At 59.7% G+C, this 22,308-nt stretch carries 23 protein-coding genes and 1 CRISPR repeat array; of the genes, 18 read left to right on the top strand and 5 right to left on the bottom strand.

Features of this window, described 5'->3' with window-relative positions; translation table 11 throughout:
- The first annotated feature begins 98 nt into the window (after nucleotides 1-98).
- From cas9 to ABG996_RS05045, 4 genes are read left to right on the top strand one after another with little or no spacing between them, the layout of a single operon-like run.
- On the top strand, nucleotides 99-4,292 hold the full coding sequence (gene cas9 / locus ABG996_RS05060; RefSeq protein ID WP_347478796.1) for a type II CRISPR RNA-guided endonuclease Cas9: 4,194 nt from the start codon (nucleotides 99-101) through the stop codon (nucleotides 4,290-4,292).
- Nucleotides 4,285-5,172: a type II CRISPR-associated endonuclease Cas1 gene (gene cas1, locus ABG996_RS05055; protein WP_347478795.1), complete on the top strand. Its 888-nt coding sequence runs from the start codon at nucleotides 4,285-4,287 to the stop codon at nucleotides 5,170-5,172. Before cas9 ends, cas1 begins: the two co-directional genes overlap by 8 nt.
- Nucleotides 5,138-5,506, top strand: coding sequence for a CRISPR-associated endonuclease Cas2 (gene cas2, locus ABG996_RS05050; RefSeq protein ID WP_347478794.1), 369 nt, complete (start codon nucleotides 5,138-5,140; stop codon nucleotides 5,504-5,506). The genes cas1 and cas2 overlap by 35 nt, the downstream gene beginning before the upstream one ends.
- Entirely contained in the window at nucleotides 5,503-6,177 is a 675-nt protein-coding gene (locus ABG996_RS05045; protein ID WP_347478793.1) for a hypothetical protein, read from the top strand. Before cas2 ends, ABG996_RS05045 begins: the two co-directional genes overlap by 4 nt.
- Nucleotides 6,178-6,413: 236 nt before the next feature.
- Nucleotides 6,414-7,505: a CRISPR direct-repeat array (repeat unit 36 nt; unit sequence GCTTCGCAGGTACCGCGCTTCGAGCAGTTACTTGCC).
- A 975-nt stretch (nucleotides 7,506-8,480) separates the two neighbouring features.
- Here the strand turns inward: ABG996_RS05045 and ABG996_RS05040 are convergent.
- On the bottom strand, nucleotides 8,481-8,624 hold the full coding sequence (locus ABG996_RS05040) for a hypothetical protein (RefSeq protein WP_347478791.1): 144 nt from the start codon (nucleotides 8,622-8,624) through the stop codon (nucleotides 8,481-8,483).
- A 268-nt stretch (nucleotides 8,625-8,892) separates the two neighbouring features.
- Between ABG996_RS05040 and ABG996_RS05035 the strand changes: the two genes are divergently transcribed.
- The 11 genes from ABG996_RS05035 (at nucleotide 8,893) to ABG996_RS04985 (ending at nucleotide 18,002) form a co-directional block, all read left to right on the top strand.
- Nucleotides 8,893-9,702 (top strand): hypothetical protein, encoded by an 810-nt coding sequence (locus ABG996_RS05035; protein ID WP_347478789.1) that lies wholly within the window; start codon nucleotides 8,893-8,895, stop codon nucleotides 9,700-9,702.
- Between the two features lie 32 nt (nucleotides 9,703-9,734).
- Entirely contained in the window at nucleotides 9,735-10,148 is a 414-nt protein-coding gene (locus ABG996_RS05030) for a TadE/TadG family type IV pilus assembly protein (protein WP_347478788.1), read from the top strand.
- On the top strand, nucleotides 10,148-10,621 hold the full coding sequence (locus tag ABG996_RS05025; protein WP_347478786.1) for a TadE/TadG family type IV pilus assembly protein: 474 nt from the start codon (nucleotides 10,148-10,150) through the stop codon (nucleotides 10,619-10,621). Before ABG996_RS05030 ends, ABG996_RS05025 begins: the two co-directional genes overlap by 1 nt.
- On the top strand, nucleotides 10,622-11,215 hold the full coding sequence (locus ABG996_RS05020) for a hypothetical protein (protein WP_347478784.1): 594 nt from the start codon (nucleotides 10,622-10,624) through the stop codon (nucleotides 11,213-11,215).
- Between the two features lie 314 nt (nucleotides 11,216-11,529).
- The gene (gene cpaB, locus ABG996_RS05015; RefSeq protein WP_347478782.1) at nucleotides 11,530-12,480 is read left to right on the top strand and encodes a Flp pilus assembly protein CpaB; all 951 of its coding nucleotides are present in this window, start codon (nucleotides 11,530-11,532) and stop codon (nucleotides 12,478-12,480) included.
- Nucleotides 12,470-13,771, top strand: a complete 1,302-nt coding sequence (locus tag ABG996_RS05010; RefSeq protein WP_347478780.1) for a TadA family conjugal transfer-associated ATPase — start codon at nucleotides 12,470-12,472, stop codon at nucleotides 13,769-13,771. Before cpaB ends, ABG996_RS05010 begins: the two co-directional genes overlap by 11 nt.
- Nucleotides 13,768-14,670 carry a type II secretion system F family protein gene (locus tag ABG996_RS05005; protein ID WP_347478778.1) on the top strand — a complete coding sequence of 301 codons (903 nt, stop codon included), beginning with the start codon at nucleotides 13,768-13,770 and terminating at the stop codon, nucleotides 14,668-14,670. The genes ABG996_RS05010 and ABG996_RS05005 overlap by 4 nt, the downstream gene beginning before the upstream one ends.
- 10 nt (nucleotides 14,671-14,680) lie before the next feature.
- Entirely contained in the window at nucleotides 14,681-15,550 is an 870-nt protein-coding gene (locus tag ABG996_RS05000) for a type II secretion system F family protein (protein ID WP_195233401.1), read from the top strand.
- 10 nt (nucleotides 15,551-15,560) lie between these two features.
- Nucleotides 15,561-15,938 carry a DUF192 domain-containing protein gene (locus tag ABG996_RS04995; protein WP_347478776.1) on the top strand — a complete coding sequence of 126 codons (378 nt, stop codon included), beginning with the start codon at nucleotides 15,561-15,563 and terminating at the stop codon, nucleotides 15,936-15,938.
- The gene (locus tag ABG996_RS04990) at nucleotides 15,935-17,428 is read left to right on the top strand and encodes a hypothetical protein (RefSeq protein WP_347478774.1); all 1,494 of its coding nucleotides are present in this window, start codon (nucleotides 15,935-15,937) and stop codon (nucleotides 17,426-17,428) included. The genes ABG996_RS04995 and ABG996_RS04990 overlap by 4 nt, the downstream gene beginning before the upstream one ends.
- A 28-nt stretch (nucleotides 17,429-17,456) precedes the next feature.
- Nucleotides 17,457-18,002: a DUF5067 domain-containing protein gene (locus tag ABG996_RS04985; protein ID WP_347478773.1), complete on the top strand. Its 546-nt coding sequence runs from the start codon at nucleotides 17,457-17,459 to the stop codon at nucleotides 18,000-18,002.
- Here ABG996_RS04985 and ABG996_RS04980 read toward each other — a convergent pair.
- Complete coding sequence (locus ABG996_RS04980; RefSeq protein ID WP_347478772.1) at nucleotides 17,999-18,250, bottom strand: hypothetical protein; 252 nt, start codon at nucleotides 18,248-18,250, stop codon at nucleotides 17,999-18,001. The genes ABG996_RS04985 and ABG996_RS04980 overlap by 4 nt on opposite strands.
- A gap of 73 nt (nucleotides 18,251-18,323) precedes the next feature.
- Nucleotides 18,324-19,325, bottom strand: coding sequence for a hypothetical protein (locus tag ABG996_RS04975; RefSeq protein WP_347478770.1), 1,002 nt, complete (start codon nucleotides 19,323-19,325; stop codon nucleotides 18,324-18,326).
- Between the two features lie 195 nt (nucleotides 19,326-19,520).
- On the opposite strand from ABG996_RS04975, the gene ABG996_RS04970 reads away from it, so the two are divergent.
- The 3 genes from ABG996_RS04970 to ABG996_RS04960 all read left to right on the top strand — a co-directional run bounded on the left by ABG996_RS04970 (nucleotide 19,521) and on the right by ABG996_RS04960 (nucleotide 20,628).
- Entirely contained in the window at nucleotides 19,521-19,805 is a 285-nt protein-coding gene (locus ABG996_RS04970) for a hypothetical protein (RefSeq protein WP_347478769.1), read from the top strand.
- 330 nt (nucleotides 19,806-20,135) lie between these two features.
- Complete coding sequence (gene relB, locus ABG996_RS04965) at nucleotides 20,136-20,372, top strand: type II toxin-antitoxin system RelB family antitoxin (RefSeq protein WP_195233388.1); 237 nt, start codon at nucleotides 20,136-20,138, stop codon at nucleotides 20,370-20,372.
- Between the two features lie 25 nt (nucleotides 20,373-20,397).
- Entirely contained in the window at nucleotides 20,398-20,628 is a 231-nt protein-coding gene (locus tag ABG996_RS04960; RefSeq protein ID WP_347478767.1) for a type II toxin-antitoxin system RelE family toxin, read from the top strand.
- Nucleotides 20,629-21,087: 459 nt separating this feature from the next.
- Here the strand turns inward: ABG996_RS04960 and ABG996_RS04955 are convergent, their stop codons facing one another.
- Both ABG996_RS04955 and ABG996_RS04950 read right to left on the bottom strand, forming a co-directional pair.
- The gene (locus tag ABG996_RS04955) at nucleotides 21,088-21,849 is read right to left on the bottom strand and encodes a hypothetical protein (RefSeq protein ID WP_347478765.1); all 762 of its coding nucleotides are present in this window, start codon (nucleotides 21,847-21,849) and stop codon (nucleotides 21,088-21,090) included.
- A gap of 1 nt (nucleotide 21,850) precedes the next feature.
- Nucleotides 21,851-22,288 carry a hypothetical protein gene (locus ABG996_RS04950; RefSeq protein WP_347478764.1) on the bottom strand — a complete coding sequence of 146 codons (438 nt, stop codon included), beginning with the start codon at nucleotides 22,286-22,288 and terminating at the stop codon, nucleotides 21,851-21,853.
- Nucleotides 22,289-22,308 lie beyond the last annotated feature (20 nt).

The following is a 22,308-nucleotide window of genomic DNA, read 5'->3' as shown; positions in this document are numbered from 1 at the left end:
CCTGTAAAGGCAGTTTGTGGCTTTTAAGCCGTATTTCGACTTAGGTACTGCGCTTCGAGCAGCAACTCACAATCCCTTTATATCACACAGGAGAACTCATGGCTAGGAAACTTAAAAATATCAACGGTCCGTGGTATGCCGGAATCGACCTCGACGGCACGAGCATCGGGTTCGTGGCCACCGACGAGTACGGAGATGTCCTCTACCACAAGGGCCAGCCCGTTATGGGCGCACGATGCTTCAAGGAGGCGCTCCACGCCTCCGAGGCTCGCATGCCGCGCACCGCGAGGCGCAGGCTCCAGCGCGCACGGGGTAGGGAGCGCGAGATGGAGCGCGTGTTCGCCCCGGCGATCGCGCCTGTTGACCCGGATTTCTTCGTCAGGCGCCGGATGTCCTATAAACTCATGCGCGACGATATCGCGGCAGACCCCACCGCTGCCGCATGGCAGGGGCTTCTGGACGGCTACCCCACGCTCGCGCACCTCGACGTCGACCTCATGGAATCAGACGGCCCTCGCGACCCGAGGCTCATCTTCTGGGCTGTCGCCAACCATGTCGTGCGACGCGGGCACTTCCTCATGGAGGGCAACGACGTGACGTCCGCCAACTCAGACCCCTCCGCTCAGGTGGAGGCCCTCGTGCGCGAGCTCGACTCCCTGGGGGAGGCCTGCGGCGAGGCTATCGAGCTCGACGGCGGCGCGCTTACCGATATGGGCGGCTCCTGGACGGCCCGTGAGCTCCAGAAGGCCGTGTCCGGCGCCGTCTCGGTAACGGGCGACGATATCGACGCCAAGATCGCACGAGCGCAGGCAAAGGCGCTGGGCGACCTCGTCGCCGGCTACAAGGCGAACATGGACGCCTTCGCGCTCGAAGGCGAGCAGATCGGCAAGGTTTCCGTGTCCGACGCCGACGCACTCGATGAGTTCCTCGCCAACTGCCCCGACCGCCTCGCCCCGACTATCGAGGCCGCGAGGGGACTCTACTCGGCATGGCGTCTACAGGGCCTTCTCTCCTTCGCGCCCGGCAAGACCCTCTCGCACAACCAGGTGGCCCAGTACGAGGTGTACGGACGCCAGCTGCGCACCCTGAAGGACCTCGCGCTGAAATATATCGTCCGCGCGGATTCCGCAGACGGCCCCGATGAGGACGGCCTCGCCCTCTATAGGGACTTCTTCGGCGGCCCGAAAAGGTCCGGCCGCAGGGGGTACGACAAGATACTCGTGAAAAAGCACGACGGCGCCAAGAGGAACATGGGCTATACGGCTTACGACCTCAACTTGATTCCCTACGAGGAGTTCAAGAAGAGGGTCGAGAGGCTCTTCAAGGGCACGGATGCCGTAAAGGACCCTGCCTACGCCGATATGGTCGCCGCGCTCGGTGAGCACAGGTTCCTGCGCCGCATCCACACCACTGACAACAGTGCGATTCCCTACCAGCTCCATGCGGAGGTCGTGGGCCGCATCATCGACAAGCAGGGCAGCTTCTACCCTTGGCTCAAGGACGCAGGCCCCCATATCCTGAAGGTGCTGACCTCGAGGATCCCGTACTACGTCGGACCGCTGGATTCCTCGGCCGCACCAGTGGACGCACACGGCAAGGCGAGGTTCGCGTGGTCGCGCCGTCTTCCCGGCCACGAGCGCGCCTTCGTGGCTCCCTGGAACTACGAGGAGCATATCGATACCGATGCGGCCGCAGAGGCCTTCATCCGGCGCATGACGGGCAAGTGCACCTATCTGGTGGATGAGGACGTACTCCCGGCGAACTCCCTCATCTACGAGCGTTTCCGGTTCCTGAACGAGCTGGCGGGAATCCGCTACACCGAGGACGGCCAGGACTGGCTTCCGCTCGATGCCGCGATGAGGGCGGCCGTGGTCGAGGCCGCATCGGACGGGTCGGTCATGACCCTCAACCGGATTGAGAACATCCTCTCGCGCGACTTCACGATGGCTCACCCCCACGTCAAGGGCGTATCCGACGCCAAGAGGATGACGTCGCGCCTGTCCGTATCGGCCTGGATGGCAAATCTTCTCGGCGTGAAGACACTCACTGCGGCCCAGAAGTCCATGGCAGAGGACCTTATCCTTTGGAATACCGTGTTCGAGGAGCGCTCCATCCTGAAGCGCAAGATCGCCAAGGAATACGGGGACGTCCTTGACGAGGATGCGATCGACGCCTTTTGCGCGAAGCGCCTCAAGGGCTGGGGCCAGCTCTCCGAGCGCCTGCTCACGGGCGTGTGGGCCGATACCGCGCGCGGCGACATGTGCATCATGGACGTCCTCGAGCAGGGAGCGCCCTACGGCAGGTTCCGAGGCACGTCCATGAACCTGATGCAGGCCTTAAGCGACACCGAGCTCGGCTTCCGCGCAAAGATCGAAGAAATCCACGCCGCCGCGCTTGAAAAGGCAGGAGAGCTCGGCATCGACGCCCTGCCCGGGTCCCCCGCACTCCGACGCGGCGTGTCGCAGGCCATGAAGGTCATCGAGGATATGACTTCGGTGGCAGGTTGTGCCCCGGCTAAGGTCTACGTCGAGGTCACGAGGACCGCATCGAACAAGTTGAAGGGCAGGAGGTCGCAAAGCCGCGCCCAGGAGATCGAGGCCGCTCTAAAGGCGCTTGACGAGGACGCGCGCCGCGACCTGGATGCCGCCAGGCTCCTACGCGAACCGGGGATGTTCGACGAGAAGGAGATCAACGAGCGTCTGTACCTTTATTTCAAGCAGGCGGGAAAGAGCCTCTACTCCGGCAGGCCCATCGATATCGCGCGCATCGCATCAGCCGACTACTGCGTCGACCGCATCCTGCCCAGGTCGGTGCGCAAGGACGAATCACTCGACAACAAGGTACTGGTCTTGTACGCCGAGAGCCTTGATAAGAAGGAGTCCATCCTCGTGCCCCAGCCCGTCCAGAGGAAGATGGCGCCGTTCTGGATGCACCTACGCCGCGTGGGCCTCATGACCGAGCGCAAGCTCAACGCGCTCATGAGGACGCAGATCTCGGAGAGGATGCTGAAGTCAATCGTCGGGCGCCAGCTGACCGAGACGAGCCAGGAGTGCAAGCTCATCGCCGCGGTCCTCGAGGCCACCTACGCGGGCGTCAAGGTCGTGCCCGTTAAGGCCGGCGTCGCCAGTTCGGTCAGGAGACGTGCGGGCATCCCGAGAAGCCGCAAGGCCAACCGCTACTACCACGCCCACGATGCCCTGATCGCCCTCACGACCGGCAGGTTCATCGAGACGAGGGCGCCCATGTGGTCGAACAACAGAGCCTTCTACGAGCGCACCATGCGCGATATCGAGGCACAGGAGCGCCGGGGCGGTGCCGACTCCGAACTCGACTTCTTCTCAGGCGGGTTCTTCCGCGACCTCGTGGACTATGACACGGCCGAGGTGCTGTGGGATTCCGATTTCGAGCGCGAGAGGCTCGTCCGCGCCTGCTCCTGGAAGAACCTACGCGTAACTTTTGCCCCCTATGAGGAGGGCGGGGCCTTCTGGAAGCAGACCGTCTACTCCCCGCGCGACTCGAAGACGAAGCTCATTCCCGTGAAGGGAGACCGTGACGCGGCCCTGTTCGGCGGCTACTCCGCCCAGACGTTCGCCTACTTCATGATCTACGAGAGCGAGGGCAAGAAGGGCAACCTATTCAGGTTCGCCCCAGTGCCCACTTCCATCGCGTCCAAGGCCACCGATTCGCTCACCGAGCTCTATGCGCGCTCGCTATGCCGCGAATCAGGCGAGAGGTTCATCCGCGTCGTGCGCGACAGGATCCTTAAGGAGACCGTGTACGAGGCATACGGGGAGCGTTTCAGGATAAAGGGACAGAAGACCGCCGGCCCCGTGCGCCAACTCGCCCTCGATACGTCTGATACCCGACTGCTCAGGATCGTCGAGCGCATGGTCGACGGCGAGCAGCCGAGCCCCAGGCGCGATCTCGAGTCCGATGCCCAGGTCCTCTGCCGGCTGTGGGCGCGCCTTCTCGAACTGGCCCCGGCAAACTTCCCCCGCGTCTCTAAGGTGCTCAAGCTGGGCGCCCTGAAGACGCCGGAGGAGGTATTCTCCGATGCGGAAGCAGACGATATCGCCAAGACTGTCCGAGCGGTAGCGGAATCCGAGGTCCAGGTCGTGGAGCTCCTATCCGGCATCAGGGGCACCGCCGACGTGAGGTCCCTCGGCGGCAGTGCGTTCGCGGGCACACTCTCGATGACCTTCGATAAGATCATCAACGACCCCAAGGCGGGCTTCGCCATCGTGGACATCTCCGCGGCGGGCCTTCACGAGAGGGTTTCCACTCTTGGGTAAGACGCTCTTTATAGAGAACGCCCGGAAACTGCGCTATGAGGCTGGGTGGGTCGCCGTTCACCGCGACGGCGACCCCCGCCCCGTTCTGTTACGGGCCGACGAGCTCGACTGCATCGTTATCGACGGGAAGGCCGCGTTCATATCGACCTACCTGATCGATGAGCTCGCGGCAAGGGGCTGCAGCGTCATCCTCACCGATAGCCGGCATATGCCGGCATCAATCCTGATGCCGCTAACTGCGGCAACGATCGATACGAATGCCAAAGTCCTCGCGCAGATGTCATGGGGCGCCTGGCCGCGCAAGATGCTGTGGAAGAAGATCGTCGAGTGCAAGCTGGATAACCAGGCCTCCGTCCTCGAAGGATCGGGCCATGAACAGGAGGCCGAGTTGCTCGCGTCCTATGCGGGAGAGGTCCGCGCGGACGATTCGACCGGGCGCGAGGCCGCCGGGGCCCGCCGCTATTTCCAGGCGCTGTTCGGTACCGCTTTCGTCAGAGCACCGCACGCGGACGCGACCAACAATGCCCTCGACTATGGTTATTCCATCCTGCTCTCGCATACAGCGTGCCGGATCGCGGCGAAGGGCTATCTCAACCAAGTCGGCATCCACCACCATTCCAAGACAAACCCCTACAACCTCGCCTGCGACCTCATGGAGCCGTTCAGGCCACTGATCGACCGGAAGGTCGAGCTGGAGCGTCCCTGCGAGCTCACGCCGTCCGTGAAGAGGCTCCTTGCGTCCACACTCGCCGACAGGATCCCCTATGGCCATGGGAGCTACCGGGTGTCGGACGCCATCGACCTTTGGGTAGATGGGTGCCTTCGGGTGATGGAAGGGACTGGCGATGCGGATGGGACTTCGACGCCCGGAATGCCTTGATGAGGAGCGGGGGAGGATAAGGTTCATGAGGATAATCGTCATGTATGACCTCCCCGTAGCCGATATGCAGGACCGCCACGAGTACTCAAGGTTCAGGCAGTTTCTTGTCAGGGACGGCTATACGAGGCTGCAGAATTCCGTCTACACCCGCCTGGCGGTGGACACCAAGAACGCCGACGCCGCGATCGCGAGACTCAAAGCCAACCTTCCAGAAGCCGGGCTGGTGCAGGTGCTCAGGGTGTCCGAGATTTCCTTCTGCTCGATGCTCACGCTTTGCGGAAGCCCGTCAGACGAGGGGCATCTTGTTACCGGAGAGGATTTTATCGTCTTATGATCATCAAGCTTGAAACGATAGGGGAGACAATCGATTTACCGGATGGGCTCGGGGTCATTTCCTTCGATGATTTTGACGGGCTATCGCGATGCGCCACGTCGCTTTTGGGGGAAGGGGAACCTGGAATCGCCCTATACCGCGGGGAGAGAAAGATCAAGCCGAAGGGCATCCTCCTTATCGACAGCCTGATCGAGCTTCCATTCGAAGACCGGAGGCTTGTCGGCGCCTACGCGTCGAGGATGGCTGCCGAGGTCGAGGCCTATGAGCCCCTGGCGACCAAGGCAAATGAGATCAGGATGTTTGTCGACGAGCTGATTGCAGAGTTGGGGGCTTCGCATCGAACGGATCCGATAGGGGACACGGAGCGGGATATCAAATCGTTCGTCAAATGGCTTTCGCTGACACCGCGCCGTGAGCCGGGCAGTACCCTGCTCAGGAGATTCCTCTCTTTCATGGATTACGTTTGCGATACGGGTCTGAGTCCGTCAATTGCCGTAATCGGCCTTATCGACAAACTCAATCCGGCTGATGTTTTGGAGAAAACCCGAAAGGCGCGGCATGAGGGTCTGGAATTACTGTTCCTCGAATATCGGGAGGTGAACGCAACCGATCCCGAGATTCCGGTGTGGCATATAGACAGAGACGGGGTTCTCTTCTCCCGCACCGCTTAAACCGTTAAACTGGTGTGAGCACCTTGAAATCTCAAATAAGGCTTATTGCTTGACAGCCCGGTTGTCCGATGATCCGGTAGCTGTCAGGTTTTTCCAGAACTCACATAACCATCCTGTTTCCGGGCGGAAATAAGATGGTTTCCCAAAATCGTCGGAACCTTTTCTACCTTTAAATCAACTTTTCAGCTTCAGTAGCTGCTCTTATGCGGCGCTTGCCAGCCGATGCCGATTCTCCGGCTTCGCAGGTACCGCGCTTCGAGCAGTTACTTGCCCTTTGCAGCAAAATATACCCATACTCACGGGCTTCGCAGGTACCGCGCTTCGAGCAGTTACTTGCCGTCGAAGGCGAAGGTCACGTCCACATCACCGCTTCGCAGGTACCGCGCTTCGAGCAGTTACTTGCCATGAGCGTCATCAACACGCCGCTCCTCAAGGCTTCGCAGGTACCGCGCTTCGAGCAGTTACTTGCCACACCGCGCGGGACTACCCGTTCCGCACAGGCTTCGCAGGTACCGCGCTTCGAGCAGTTACTTGCCCGGAAGCCGCCTCGTTGTAGGGACCGGCGGGCTTCGCAGGTACCGCGCTTCGAGCAGTTACTTGCCGGCTGCCCTACTGGGCATACAGGACGTATTGCTTCGCAGGTACCGCGCTTCGAGCAGTTACTTGCCCATGTTCCTTGCTCCCGTCAGCTACTACGGGCTTCGCAGGTACCGCGCTTCGAGCAGTTACTTGCCCGATGCTTTCCTTTGGAGGTGTCGCTTATGGCTTCGCAGGTACCGCGCTTCGAGCAGTTACTTGCCGGAGGACTCTGTCGATGAATCTTAGCATGAGCTTCGCGGGTACCGCGCTTCGAGCAGTTACTTGCCTGAGTAGCCTGTCAAAGCAGGAGTACATCAGCTTCGCAGGTACCGCGCTTCGAGCAGTTACTTGCCTCAGGATGCGCTCGATAAGCTGCTGAGCGAGCTTCGCAGGTACCGCGCTTCGAGCAGTTACTTGCCTTTGCTTGCAGAGAACAACACCGACGAGCAGCTTCGCAGGTACCGCGCTTCGAGCAGTTACTTGCCTACGCAGACAAGCTACTACCCGATCATCAAGCTTCGCAGGTACCGCGCTTCGAGCAGTTACTTGCCCGAAAGCGAGGAATTGGTACTTATGACCATGCTTCGCAGGTACCGCGCTTCGAGCAGTTACTTGCCAATTAACGAAAAGAGAGGAGGTATATATGGGCTTCGCAGGTACCGCGCTTCGAGCAGTTACTTGCCGAGATCGCGCTCATAGATGTAAGTTCGACGGCTTCGCAGACACTGCGCTTCGAGCGGTTACTTGCCGATTGGACTGACAAGCTCCCCTATATTAGCTTCGTAGGTACTAGCGCTTCTAGCAGCTACTTGCCTGAACAATTGCACCATAGGAGGAATTGGGAATTTCACAGGTGCTGTGCTCGGAGCAGCTACTTAGCGATCGCGCTCGTTAATATACGTGCGATGGCGCTTCGCGGGCACCGAGCTTTGAGCGGTTTCTTGCCGGGCTATGTTCCATTGGAACGCTCCATATGCTTCGCAGGTACCGCGCTTCTAGCAGTTACTTACCTCGAGCTGATTAGCGCCGGAGTGCGCGAGGGCTTCGTAGGCACCGCGCTTAGAGCAGTTACTTACCGCTGAAACCACTTTTCTTAAATCTCTTAATACTTCGCAGGAACTGTGCTTCAAGCAGTTGCTTGCCAGGGATCACCGTCTGTACGGTATGGTTGCTGACTCGCAGGTACTGCGCTTCGAGCAGCTACTTACCCCTCCAGATGGGCCCGCTTCTCACCAGCGAGCTTCGTAGGTATCGCGTTTTTAGCACTCGCCTCCCGCTGTCAAGAGAATCAGCAGGTGCTCGTGGGCCCGAGAAAAAGACACGTCAAGCATCGCCATACCCAACTTTAGCGTTTGCAGAATCATGCGCTTCATAGATACCTCACCTCGAGCAGCCGCTTGCCCGAGACTCCTTAATTCGAGAGGGGTATACTTCGCAGGAAATGCACTCCGAGCAGCCGCTTACCGGAACGGCCTCCAGCTTATTTAGCACATACGCGGCAATAGCACAGCGCTTCGAGTAGATACTTGCTGCATATCAATGCGGTTTGTCTGCTCGATGGGTTTCGTAGGCAACTCACTTCAATTTGTTTCTTGTCTTCTCCCGCCCTTGACGGAAAGCGACATGAGCTTCATAGGCATCGCGCTTCGAGCGGCTGCTTACCATTTTTCCGAAAAGGAAGATGACGGGATGCACTTCGCCGAGACCGCGCTTCGAGCAGATACTCATTCTGTTGCGACGAGCAGTGCGACTGTAACGGGCCTCGCAGGCACCGCGCCTCGAGCAGCATCTTTCCACAGGTGTATGGCGTTGGCTATCTGGTGATGTTTCGCAAGTACTGTATTTCGTTCGGCATTTTTATCTGCCATGCGTTAGCTCCTGAACAGCTGCTACTTCGGATGCACCCTTATCGATCGGCTATCCACCATACGCATCGCGATTGAGCCGCCAACTGTCCGCAGGCGTCCTCAGGACGGAGGCTCCGCAGTTTTGTAGGTGTCCATGGTGCGGTCCAACCCGCATAGGTTGCGTTTCGATATATACCTGTCACCACGTGGCACCAAATAGGCCTTATTTTGAGTAAACACGACTACAGAATTAAATATGAGTTCCCATGCCTGTATCGAGGAGGCACCCGTGTCTTTTGGCGTCAGATTGGTGACCGTATTAGCCGTCGGCTGCGGCTTTTGGTGCGCCTCCCATCTTTATCAGCGTTGGCGCTACGCCGCGCTGGAGCATGAGGACAAGGCCATGCTCCAGGCACGACCCGGGGACGCCGATAGGGACAAATGGATAGACGCCGTGAAGAGGGAGGCAGTTAATTACGGCGTCAGCCCCTCGACGCTCATTTCCCTGGGGAGTAAAGGATGTATCGGCGCGGAGTTATCCATGCTTGGCGACACCGGAGCATACCTCCGCCACCATAACCCTCCCTTGACCTCAGAAATCGCCCTTGTCTACCCTTACCTGTTTGCTTCATGGGTGGGAACGCTCATCTCGGTTCCCTACGCAATCTTGCTGGCGACCTCTGTTGCGCTTGGGCAGGAGGACATGAGATTCAGGATTGCACCGGTGCCCATGCTGCTCCTCTTTGCGGCCTCGGGTGCCGTGTCGTCCCCCTGGGGACCATATACGTGGGCGATAATCACCGTTCCCTGCGCCGCCGTATTCGCGTTGATTTCATTTGCCATGAAGCGTATCGGGGGCATCTCCTGGCACGCCGGCGACTATCTCACACTTGCCATCGCCCTCATGGCCGTGCTGTCCGTCGGAACGGTGTTCGAGTTTCTCACTATCCACCTTCTGTGCGCGTGCGCTCTTGAGCTTGCCATCAGGTTCATTCCCGCCTGTGCGCGCCTCAAAGACAACGTCCCCTATAACGCCGTGCTGTCGGTAAGTCTGGTCGGGGCGACGCTAATCGCAATCTTGAAAGGTAATCTGCTATGAGGTCAAGACCAACAGAACTCAGGGCGGTCATGGTGACCCAGCTCGTCCTCCTACTCCCCATCATGATCGCAATGCTCGCACTCGTCGTGGATTGCGCGAACCTGAGCCGTTGCAAGGCCCTCGCATCGGCGGCCGCATCCGAGGGGGTGCGCTACGCCGCGGCGAACCCCGATAAGAATGATTCTGAAGTCGAATCCTACGTAAAGGGCGCTATCGGTCTCGATGGCAGCTGCACTGTGGATATCGAGCGCGGCGCGCTTTCGTCCAAAGACGTGAAGCTAAGAGTTGGGGACAAGTCCAGGGACTCTTCAATAGAACGCAAGTCCGTCACGGTCAATGTCCAGATTCCATGCCGTCGCGTATTCACCCTGGCCGTCTTCGATGGTCTTGCGGAAATTGAGCCCGAGTCATCCTCGGCAACGGCAATCTCATCGGAGGTCAAGTGATGGTGCGTAACAGAAAGTCGCTCGAGGCGCTCATCTCCACTGAATTCATGTTCGTATTCCCGATAGCGCTCACCGTCATACTCGCCATCATGGGCTTCGGGTTCACGGGCTATCAGCGTGCCAGAATTGATTACTCCCTCGCACATCTCGCGGACCGGCTTCCCGCAGGCTGGGATTCTATGGACGCAGACACGCTCGTGAAGAAGCTCGTAAGCGCATCGGCCGACATTGACCCAAGCTACCTCACGGTAAAGAACGCCTCTGTCAACATCGATTCCGATGAGAACCTCGGCCATGGAAACGCCGTCGCAGGTGATTTGGGCACCGAGAACCTCAGGACCGAGGACAGGACCGTAACGGTGTCGGCTGAAATCACGTACGACTACCCGGCGCCCTACAACGTGTTCGGAAAGAGATCCGTCCGAAACATCACGCGTTCCTACATCAGCTATTCCGACTGGGAGGTCATCTAGATGAAGTGCCACGCACTCAGGGGAGGGGGAGCCAGCGCGCAGCTCACATCCTTTTTCGTCGTGATGCTCATCCCCCTATCCCTTCTCATAGCGCTCGCCGTAGACCTGGGAGGAGCGCTCGCATATAGGACCTGGCAGGGATCGCTTCTCGAGAGCACGAGGCAGTCTTGCTTTGGTGAGGCCAATGCCGTCAAATACGCCGAGAACCCGGGGGATGAGGCGCGCTCCGAGGTTCTCGAGATGCTCAAGGCCAACGGTTACACCGGAAAGGCCACGGTCTATTACGTAGAGGCCCCTGAAAGCCTTTGCGGGGCAGCCGATCGCTACGCCGGCGTCTATGTGGTCCTTGAGGGGACCTGGCCGTCTTCTTTCGCGAGATTCGCCGGCGTCGATGAGCTGAAGGTGCGCTCGGACGCCGTCTGGACCCTACATCCCTATTCGTCCACGACGGTATGGCGGCCGGCCGACACTGGTAACGGCTGGTGCGAGTACACGATTGACAAGGAAGGTAGCGTTTCGACGAAAACGGGGGCATGCTCACTCGACGATGCGCCCGAAATTCTCTCCAAGGCCGTGAGGGACATGCTTCCCTGATCGACGGGCGGCAACCGCCAGCCAACACGCTACAGCGCGCCATATTGTCACCCAATGGCACCAAATCGCCCTGCGCAGACGGCCGCGCGGGGCGATTCTTTATATGTCGGAATAGCACGGCAGGCCGAAGAGCCCTCGGGCCCGATGTGCGACCCGATGCGTCAGAGACTGGTCTGCTCGACCAAAAAGGCTTTCGAGATGGTTTGTGCGGCGGCAGAGAAAGTGCGGCCAGTATCACCTGACACTGGAGAGCGAACCATTTTCCACCGCTCGCGTTTTAAGGGACTCCTAGGTCCCAGGAAGGAATCTTAAAGATGAAAAAACGGACCCAGGAGGAAATAAGGGCAGAAATCGCCCAAGTCGAGTCGGAAATGCGCACGGCCATCGACTCCGGGCGCATGCGCAGCGTCGAACGGCTCCGCGGGCGCAAGCAGGCGCTCGGCCATGAGCTGGAGCGCGCAATGGCACAGGAGGCCGCCATGGGGGCGACCACGTCGACGCAGATGCCCGCCGCGGCCCCCGCGCCCGCACAGGGCGGCCAGAGGACCACGTCGACGTCAGGTGCCGCGACCGCTCGCAGGCAGCGCGGGCCGGCAGCAGGGGGAACGCGTAAGGACCGAAGGCTCGCCGCCGTCGCCGGCGTGGCGATCGCCGTCGCAGTCGTGACGGTCGGTTTTTCGGGCTGGCGATGGACTCAGGCGCAGGGCGAGCTCGCGCGTCTCGAGAAGTCGACCGTCAAGGTAGTCACCGTCACGCGCGATGTCGCCCCCGGCGAAGTCCTCACTTCGGCAGACCTTACGGTCGCAAGCGTGCCCACGGCGTTTGCGCCCAAGGACGCGGCGAAGAAGGTATCCGATGTGGCGGGCCGCCAGTCCGTGACGCAGCAGACCTTGGGGACCGCAGTTTCCCTCTCCTCCGTATCGGGCTCGAAGAAACCCGCTTCCATCACCACCGCCGTAACCGAGGGCCACGTTGCCTATACCGTCGCACTCGACAGCTCAACGGGCCTTTCCCCGCTGCTCTCGGTCGGTGACAAGGTCGATGTTCTCGCGAGCGTGAACGACGGCCAGGTCGTGAGCACCGTGCGCGTGGCCGACTCCATTCGCGTACTGGCGCTGGATGGCAACCTCTCGGGCTCCAAGTCAGACGGTTACTCCAACGTCACAATCGAGGTAACTGAGGACCAGGCCCTCGCCCTTTCGAGCGCGAGCGGCATCCGACTCGTGGCCCTTCCCGAGACGGGGGAGGCGCAAAATGCTGAATAGCGATCTGCTCGGCATCGAACGCGAGGCCGTCCGCCAGGCGACGGGGATCCTGACTGCCGCCAACGATGCCTCCGAGAGCGATGTGCAGCGCGACTCGCGCGCTCGCGACCTCCTTGCCGAGATTATAGATTCCAGTCCCGAGGGGTCGCGTCTGGACGACGACTCCTTTGATGCCGTGATCCAGGCCGGGCTCAACGACCTATATTACCTGGGCCCCATCGAGGAGCTGCTTCCTGATACGTCGATCTCCGAAATCATGGTGAACGCCCCGGACGATGTGTGGGTTGAGCGTGCTGGACTACTTCAGAGGGTCCCCGTCGCCTTCGAAGACGACGACCACGTCAAGTTCATCATCAATCGCATAGCGTCAGCCGACGGTCGCCGTTGCGACGAGGCGCAGCCGCTGTGCGACTGCATCCTGAACCGCCCCGGTGCGATATTCAACGGCTCCCGTGTCGCGGCGACCGCGAAGGGCATCGCCGTCGATCACAACATTCTCAACATCCGTAAGTTTCGACCGGATGCCGTGGAGCCAGAGGACCTCATGGCACTCGGCACCTTCGACCAGCGCATGCTCGAGTTCATGGAGGCGATCGTACTCGGCCGAATGAACGTCGTCATCGCGGGCGGCACCGACTCGGGCAAGACGACGCTCCTCAACGCCTGCTCGTCCTTCATCCCGGACAACCAGCGCATCGTCACGATCGAGGATGCGCCTGAGCTGCGCCTCCAGAAACCCCATGTCGTGCGCAAGACCGCTCGCCGACCCAACATCGAGGGCGAGGGCGAGATCACCATCCGGCAGCTCGTGATTCACGCGCTGCGCGAACGCCCCGACCGAATCGTCGTCGGCGAGTGCCGCGGCGGCGAGGCTTTCGACATGATCCAGGCGATGATGACGGGACACGAGGGCTCGCTCACGACCGTCCACTCATCCAACGCGCGCGAGGCCATGACCCGCCTGCGCTCGATGATCCAGCAGACCGGAACCGAGATGCGAAGCGAGCAGATCATGGAGCTCATCGCCTCGGCCATCGACTTCGTCATCTTCGTCAACCGCTACGACATCGACGGCTCGCGAAAGATCACCGAGATCGCCGAGGTCCAGGGCATGCAGGGCGACGTCATCACCATGGGCACCATCATGCGCTTCGAGCAAACTGGCTTTTCCGAGGACGGCAAGGTGCTCGGAGAGTTCATGCCCACCGGAGAGCGCATCACCCCGGCGCACCGCGAAAAGCTCTTCGCGCGCGGCGTGTACATCGATGACGATTTCTGGTTCCGTCGATGAGCGGGCAGATTTCCCCGGCAGCCCTCCTCCCCGCGCTGCCGGCGGTGCTGATGGGAATAATCCTGTTCCTGACGGCAAGAAAGCTTCGCATCGAGCGTGAGCAGTCAGAAGCAGGACCCCTTCCGGAGAATCCATCCGACAAAGATGGGGGAAACCGCCTTGCCGGCGCCCTGCGACGCGTGTGCCAGGGCGCTGCGCCCCAGCTCTCCACCACCGAGGCGGCACAGCTCTGGGCGGTAATCGCGTTCGCGCCTTCGGTCTTTATCCTTGCAATGGGCTCGACAGCGGGAGCGGTCGCCGCGCTCCCGCTCGGAATCGCGGCCTTCCCGATCTGGGTGAAGTCGAAGCGCGGGGCCGAACAGGGTCTTTTCGAGGAGCAGCTCGGACAGGCGATGCCGCTCATCGCATCGAACCTTCGAACGGGAGCCTCGATCGCGCAATCGGTGGCACCGGTCGCAGAGCACATGGATGAGCCCCTGAAGTCGGAGTTCGCCATCCTCGAGCGCGACCTTAGGAACGGACGCCCCATCGACCAGGCGCTCGACGATATGGCAAAGAGGGCCAAGAGCTCCAACCTCAGGCTCTATTCAACGGCCGTATCGGTATCGCAGCAGACCGGCGGCTCGCTTTCCGAGATCACGGAGCGTGTCGGCGAGGCCATCCGGGCAAAGGTCAAGGCGAAGCGCTCGGCCGAGGCCAAGACCTCCTCGGCACGGTTCGAGGCAAAGATCGTCGGCTTCGCGCCGATCGTCATGCTGCTGCTCATGTCGGTTGCCTCGGAAATGCACCGGCAGTTCTTCATGACGCCTGCGGGGTGGGCGTGCCTGGGCGTGGGCATAGCGCTCGATATCATCGGTTTCATGGTGCTGAAGCAAATAAGCAACATCAGGTACGACTAGGGGAGCTCAGATGTTCGAATCAATAACAACTGGCTTCATTATCATCCTCATCGGAATCGCCGCGGGCCTCGGAGTGGACATCGCCCTCAAACGCGTCTTCGGCCTAGAGCAGCCTGCGGAAGAGGACGCCTCCCCGGCGCTTCCCGGAATCGCCGACAAGCTTTCCAACGTTGTCTCCAGGCTCGCTCCCATTTCGCGCACCGTAATGGACTCGACGCGCGACTCCCTCGACCGCGCCGGTTCCACCATGCAGCCGGCGACCTTCTGGGCCTTCCGCGTCGCGAGCGCGGCGGGATTCACTGCGGCGGGACTCGTCGCGTCGCTTTTCGTCGGCGGGGCAAAGGGTCTAGGCATTTTCGCCGCGCTGGCGCTCACAGGAATCGCCATCCCGCAGCTGTGGCTTTTGAATGAGCGCGCGAAATGGCGCGACGAGCTCGACCGACAGCTTCCCGACGCCCTCGATCTGCTCGCAATCTGCATGTCGGCGGGCTCGTCTATCGATTTCGCCCTGCACACGGTCGGCAGCAAGATGGACGGCGCCATCGCGCAGGGCTTCGAACGAGTGGCCAACGAGGCCAGCTTCTCATCGCGAACCGAGGCGCTCCTTCGCTTCGCGGAACGCGCGCGCGTGCCGTCCCTCACGATCTTCGCGGCCTCGTTTGCGCAATCCGAGCGCGCGGGCGGATCTCTCGTCGACATCATCCGCGACCAGGCGGAGACGGTTCGCGAGCAACGGCGCCTGAAGGTCGAGTCGGAGATCGAGAAGCTCGGTACCAAGATGCTCTTCCCGATCATCCTGTTTATCCTTCCGGTGTTTCTGATCGTCGTCCTCGCCCCCGTGTTGGCCCAGATCGCGCAGACGTTCACCTCTCTCATGTAGGAGACGGCCCATGAGCTTCGAATACGATATCCTCTGCGTGGCCACCACCCGGTCCGGCGCCGAGGTCCCGATTTCCCTCAAGATCGCCAAGTCCTTCAGGGACAAGGCGATCGGGTATATGGGCGCCAAGTCAATCGGCAAATCCACCGGCATGGTCTACGCAAGGGGCAGGTCGCTCCATACCCTGTTCATGCGCGTCCCGATTGATGTCTGCTGGATTGGCCGTTTCGACCCCTCAGATCAGTCCTGGCCGGTAGTCTCGCTCGATGCCTCAGTCGCCCCCTGGCGCATCCTTTTCGCACCGCGGGGGGCTGTGGGCGGCATCGAGGTCGCGCCCGGGACGTTCACCGAGTCGGACCGCCCGATCTCTATCAGGAGACTCGATTGAACCAAATTAAGGTAGCGAAGATCGTACGCTGTGCCTCAGCGGCGCTCGCCGTCCTCCTGTCAATGGCCGTTATAGCCTTGATTCCCGCCATTAGGTCGGCGGGGACACTTGATACGGACGGATGGTTCCTTCTGGCCTCGGGGCGCGTGGTCGTCGAATCCGGCATCCCGAGCACGAACCCATTCACCGCAATCGCCGGCCAGGGTATCGTGCTCCAGCAGTGGCTGCACGACACGTGGCTCTATCTGTGCTGGAAGGGCGCGGGCTACGCGGGCGTCGCCGTCTCCGTGGCGGTACCCGCCGCGCTCGCCCTGTGGGCCTATACCGGAACCGTTTCCAGGCTGGCGCGAAACGCACGCCACCCCTGGGCACCACTACTGATCGGCGCGCTCGGCTTTACCCTCATGGCCTCGTATCTGTCCATCCGTCCGTCCCTATGGACGGCAGCGCTGCTGTTTGTCGCTATTTCCTCATGCTTGGACTGGCGGCGAGGCGCCGATAAGCGTTGCCTATTTGCTCTTCCCGTGGTATCGCTGCTGTCGGTGAATCTGCAGGCTGCGCTTTGGCCCTTGCCGGCCGCCGCCGCAGTGTGCTTCCTGCTTCCGGAAGAGGGCGAGTTCGAGTCGAGCAATACATGCGAGGCACTCCGCGCGTGGTCACAGTCCAGGCTGCCCCTGCTTGCGGCGATTGCCGGAATGGCAGCGGAATCCCTCGTCAACCCGTATGCTATCGACGGATCGCTCTATGTGCTCCGCTCACTCGGTGCCGCATCGTACGGCGGGGTCATCCTCGAGTTGAAGCCGGTGTGGGCGATGCCAGAGGCAGCCCCGTTCTGGTGCGTTGTGGTCCTTGCGGCGAGCGCATCGTGCGCCCTCGCGCGCCGGTTCCCACCCAGATGGCTTCTGGCTTTTTGGCTGGCGTCCGCAATCGCCGGGGCGCTCGCCGTCAGGTGCCTCTGGATAACGTGGACCGTCTCGTTTCTGATCGTCGCGGTATCCGCCGGGCGTAAGGACGAACTCGAGCCCCGGACACATCGTTTACTCATTGCAGGCAGGCTGGCCTTGAGCCTTGTCTTGGCACTCTCCGTCATCAACAGCGGACTCTACTCAACCGAACCCGAGACAAGCGGAGTGGAATCCGGTTGGTACGGTATCGATGCGGATATGGGGCAGATCGTCGAGGCTCTGGGCGACAACCCCGGCCGCATATGGGCCGAGGACGCCACCGTGATGAACTACCTCGAATGGGCAGGGGTTCCCGTGACATACGATATGCGGCCCGAGATCTGGTCTGAGGCAATCGCAGGGGACAGCGCGGCCAATGACTACCGACACTATGTTGACAGCCTGGAAAGCGGCTATGGGCACCTAAGGGAGGATGGCTGGGCATGGGCAATCGTGATGGACTCCCATGGGAAACGCCTGGAGAAAGCCTGTCCCGGCGCCAGGAAGACGGCGAGCGGCAGGGGATATACGCTCTATCGGTTGTGACATGAGATGGATTGATGGGTGATAACGCATGGGTAGCGTCAACGTCAGCAGAAGAGCCGTTCTGGCTGGTATCGGCTCTATGGCCATCATGGGATGCGGCTGCGCCAAGAAGTCGGATAAATCGGACGACTCGAAGAAGAAAAAGAAATCCGAGAAGAGCGAGGACGAGGCGTTCTCCTTCGGAGGCATAGGGGACACGAGCTCCTCCGATGCCTCCAGGGGGCTTACGGTCGATGGCGTCTACAAGAGGACGGCAACGGACTCGAGGGGCAAGGAGTATCGATTCCTGCTCGTCGGCATGACATTCGAGAACGGCCTCGACCATGACGGACGGGCACCGGTGTCCTACGTCTCGTGCTACCAAAACGGCGTGAAGCTGTCCCATTGCACGAAATACAGCGACCCGAATGCCTCGAAGACACTCGAGCCCGGCTACTCGATTTCAGTCTGCACCGCGTTTCTGCTGGAAGACGAGGGCCAGCCCGTAAAGGTGAAGATCAAGTCATCGAATTCATCGGATTACGTCTACGAGAACACCTACCCGATCTCGCATCTGGATTATGAGGCCCTCTAGGAGTCCTCTCCGGCACGCACGATGAAATAGCCATCGCCGTCCTTGACGATAAAGCGATGGACGGGCCTGCCCTTCCAATCGATCTCCACGCTCCAGATACGGGCGAGGCTGCCCGCCTTGCGCCCGGGGCAGGGGACAGATGCGCCCGTGGAGCGGACCTGGAACCTCCGACCGTCGGAAAGCTCGATCCACCTGAACTTCGGCTCCCTACCGGGCCTCTCCACGACGCTAACAGTAACGGGAGTCATTTTCGCTCCAAATGATTCTTATGGCCAAAGGGGGCCGTGGATCTGCCCGACGGGCGCACCTGCGTACTCATGGCTATTCCGGCATATATACGGGCAGGACGCGGGCGGGTGCCGGGACAACCCTTTCCGCGGGCTCCTGTTCGCTCTTAAGCTCAGCCTTCCTCGGATTGCCATAGAAATCCCCCGCGACCCAGGGCATATTCAGGTTCAGATGTTCCTTGAACATCGGCGCGACATGCTGATCCCATATCTCGAGATCGCTATCGAATAGCTCGCGCGCTTTCCTGAGAATCGAGTCACGGTACTGGGCGGGCACCCCCTCCGAGATGAAGCCGGCCTCATTCATTTTGCGTATGAAATCGGGTGAGGAGCCGGCGCCCAGGACAAGCTCGACCCTCTCCTGCGCGGTAACCACATTCCCGTCGGCGGGGCCGAGCAGCTCCTCCGCGTAAACGGGGCTGAAAACGGCAAGCCTGTGCAGTCCTGCCAGGTGGTTGACAATTTCACGGTCCTCATAGGAGACTTTCGTGACCTTGCGGTCTGGCATAATTTTTATATTTAAGCCTTCGGTCTCCAACCGGTCTTCACTGGCCCCACGCCTACGGGGCTGATCAATAAAATGCGTCTGATCCCTTCGGTAAAGTTTTCCATAGCAAAGGACTTCAGGCGGCATATCTACCGCGACGCCGTAGGTTTTCAGAGCGCAGGCGAGGATGGGAAGCTCCAGCTGCTCCATTTCGAACCCTCGGGGCAGGCCCTTGTCGTCCTTGGCGCGAGCCTCCCCTTTTCGAAGAGGAGTCGGATGGTCACGCTCATAATCCACGCTGATGACATAACCGGCCGATGTGGAGCTGCCCAGGAACGGCAAAAGGGTTTCAAAAACCTTTGACTCGACCAGAGCTTCGTTCTTGAACGAAACGAAATTCTCAAATCTGATTGTTCCCGGGAACGCATCGTCTCTCGTAACGGTCATCTTGCCAACCGAAGTCCTCAAGGGATACGGATCATATATATCCGCGGCATCGAATCTTGGCAGCAGCGGAACCAGTATGGTCTCTGATTTTCTCTTTACCATAACCGTTTGACCCTTTCATTCAGGGGTTGCCATGAGATTAGAATCCCACTGTTGGAGTCCTCGCGCGGGGTCGTTTGGTGCCATCTGGTGACACCTCAGCCCGCATTTTCATGGCTTTTGGACGTCTGGCGTTCATGCTATGAGATGTGAGACAATAGAACACGCGTTCGTTAGTAATTGGCATGAGGAGTCGGCGTGGGGAAGAAGTCAATCAGACTTGTGACGGCACTGGTCGAGTGTCGGCCGGACGGAGAGTACAGCCCGTGGGGCATCAAATGGTACGACGGCAGGATCTTCCCCTTCGCAGAAGTCGGTTGGCACGAGCCCCGGTCATGGGTGCTGGGGGAGGGACGTGTGTGCGAGAGCTGGCGCGTGAAGATGGGGGATGGAACCCTACGCGACATCTGCCACCACGGCAACAGCTGGTATGTGGTCCATGACATGGATGACGACAGGCCGGATGACGGATGGTCTCCGTAACCGTAACCGTGCTACCGTATCGGCCACAACCGAACTGTTGCTTAGCATAAATGCGATATAGTGTAACAACATAACTATGTAATAACGTAACTACGGCATAGTGTAATAGCGCGATTACGCAATACTGCAACCTCTCAATAACGTAAATAGGCAATAACGTAATTTCGCAGCTATCGGCACCATGATTTTCCAAAGCTGTCCTGGGTGGCCTCTGTCGTTACAGTTCACATTACATTAACGATGGAAGATCAATACATTTATTGTGCACCTCTGCGGTGATCGATGTGCTAGAATGTAATACACGTTATACGCATGATTGGGAGGTGCGTTATGGCCACTGCTACCGCGGCATTGAGGCTGCCCGAGGACTTAGCAATCAGGTACGACCGTTTGGCGAAATCAACGGGACGCACGAAGACTTTCTACATGACAGAAGCGCTCGCTGCCGAGATTGACAGGCTTGAATACGAGTACGGCTTAATGAAGAAGGTCGAGGATTATAGGGCCGGCAGGCTTGAGACTGTGACGCTCGACGAGCTGGAGGAGAGCCTTGGCTTGGCGGATTGAAGTCGATAAGGATGTCCAGCGATCAATGAGAAAGCTGGACAAGCAGATCGCCAAAAGAATTGTGGCAAAGCTCCATGAGATTTCACAGCTCGAAGACCCGAGGAGCATGGGAAAGGGCTTGACAGAAAATAAGTCTGGTCTATGGCGCTACAGGGTCGGAGACTATCGGATAGTTGTCGATATCGAGGACGAAGTTCTCGTCATCCTTGTTGTCGATGTAGACCACCGAAGCAGGGTTTACAGGACTCGCAGGTAGGCTGGTCGACACCGCTGACGCAACGGGGAGGGTTTTTGACCCTCCCCGTTTTTACGCTGCCAACAGGGGTGGTCGTCGTAGGGCCCGCCGTCTGGAAGTCGGTCGTACTCCCGCGGCCCCGTTTTCAGCAGCTCCTTGGCGCGAGCGAGGTCGTAGCGCACATCCCATTTGCTGCAGTAATACCAACTCGAATCGCCGTGGCCATAGGTGACGGGCTTCCATCGCGTGTCGACGATCGGGACGAACCTCAGGACACACCACCGATAAGCCGTGTTTTCGATGTAGCTGTCCTGCAGGTTGGCCTCGCTGATGGTGTCGATGGTGCCGCCCCAACGGCATAACGTAGCTACGTGATAACGGAACTGTGCAATATCGTAACTATTTAATTTCTGACTAAATGAATTTCCTAACAATCGAAAAGCCCCTGCTCAGGGCAGGGGCTTACGGATTCGCGAGCTATTAATGTCGCGCTGAACGCTCTCTCATATCGAGCGATTTCTTAAGGTTTTCCGTACCGGCGACGCCATGGCCCAAAAGGCCATCGAGTCCCGATGTCAGCGCCGCTACATCTGACGACGAAGCCCCAACACGCAGGATCTTCGAGTCGAGCAGCGATCTCATGAAGCGTTCCGGAGTCTTTTCCGAAATGATCGCCTCGACCTCCTTGGAGATTCGGTTCGGATCGCTGTCAATGGGAACCGTCGGCATCTCCTTAGCTGAGACGGGGCGTGTGCCGTTGTTCCTGAGCCAATACCTGAATTCGATATCGATATCCTCGGGAACCTCGACCTTGATCTCGTTGGCTTTCTCATCGATCACGAGGGCACCGTAAAACGAATCTCGCTCGGCGTTCTCCACAAGCCCCTCGAGCTCGAGTATGCCCATGAGGATGGGAAGCTCCATCAGGCGCTCGTTGCCCCCGCGGAAATCACCGATTTCCCTGCCATCATAATAGCCGGGAAATTCAATGAGATAACCGTTATGCGACAGCTCCGGCCATCCGAGCGCGAGTGCGGCCTCCACCTCATGTGAGACGTGGGCCACGGGGACGATACCGTCGCATGAGAACGGCTGAATGAAGACGCCTTCACGGCCTTTCGGATCTTTCTTGAGCTTGAAAGCAGCGTCATGGGGCCGACTCGGTCGGTCACTGTAACGAGGCGCGTACTGCACGCTGAATAATGCGACATACGGCTCATCGTGATCATTTACAAGACGCATATCAATTCCTCCTTATGCTCGTTCGCTTGGGTGCATCATTTGCGGCCCCGTCGATACCGTGACCATTCTTTTGGGCGCGCTCCATATCGAAGGCCCTCACGAGAGCGGGTGCATATTCCTCTGCAAGCGATGCCGCCTGCAACTTGAACATGCGGGATATGACCCCTGCATCCTGTTTCGCCTGCTTGCCGGCGAGCGCGATAGCGGCCTCGCAGATCTCATTGGTCGTCGGCTCTCTTCCACCGAACTCAGCGAGCTCGTTTTTCACGGTGTCAAGCGAACCGCCGTCGTTTCTGGCGTACGCTGCGATATAGGCCTGCTTGAGTGCGTCGACCAGTCTCTCATCAGCCGCAATTCCGGTCTCGGAGCCGCCGCCGTCGCGATAATAGGCTGTCGTGGCCTCCTCGATTGATTCGGCGAGACTTTTCCCTGTGTTCATCCCGTCTCCGTTCTCATTTT

Origin of the sequence: Collinsella aerofaciens, assembly GCF_039836695.1 — a bacterium.
Classification (GTDB): Bacteria; Actinomycetota; Coriobacteriia; order Coriobacteriales; family Coriobacteriaceae; genus Collinsella; species Collinsella aerofaciens_BD.
The sequence above is the reverse complement of the archived record's forward strand: the minus strand, read 5'-3'. Positions and strand labels throughout refer to the sequence as shown.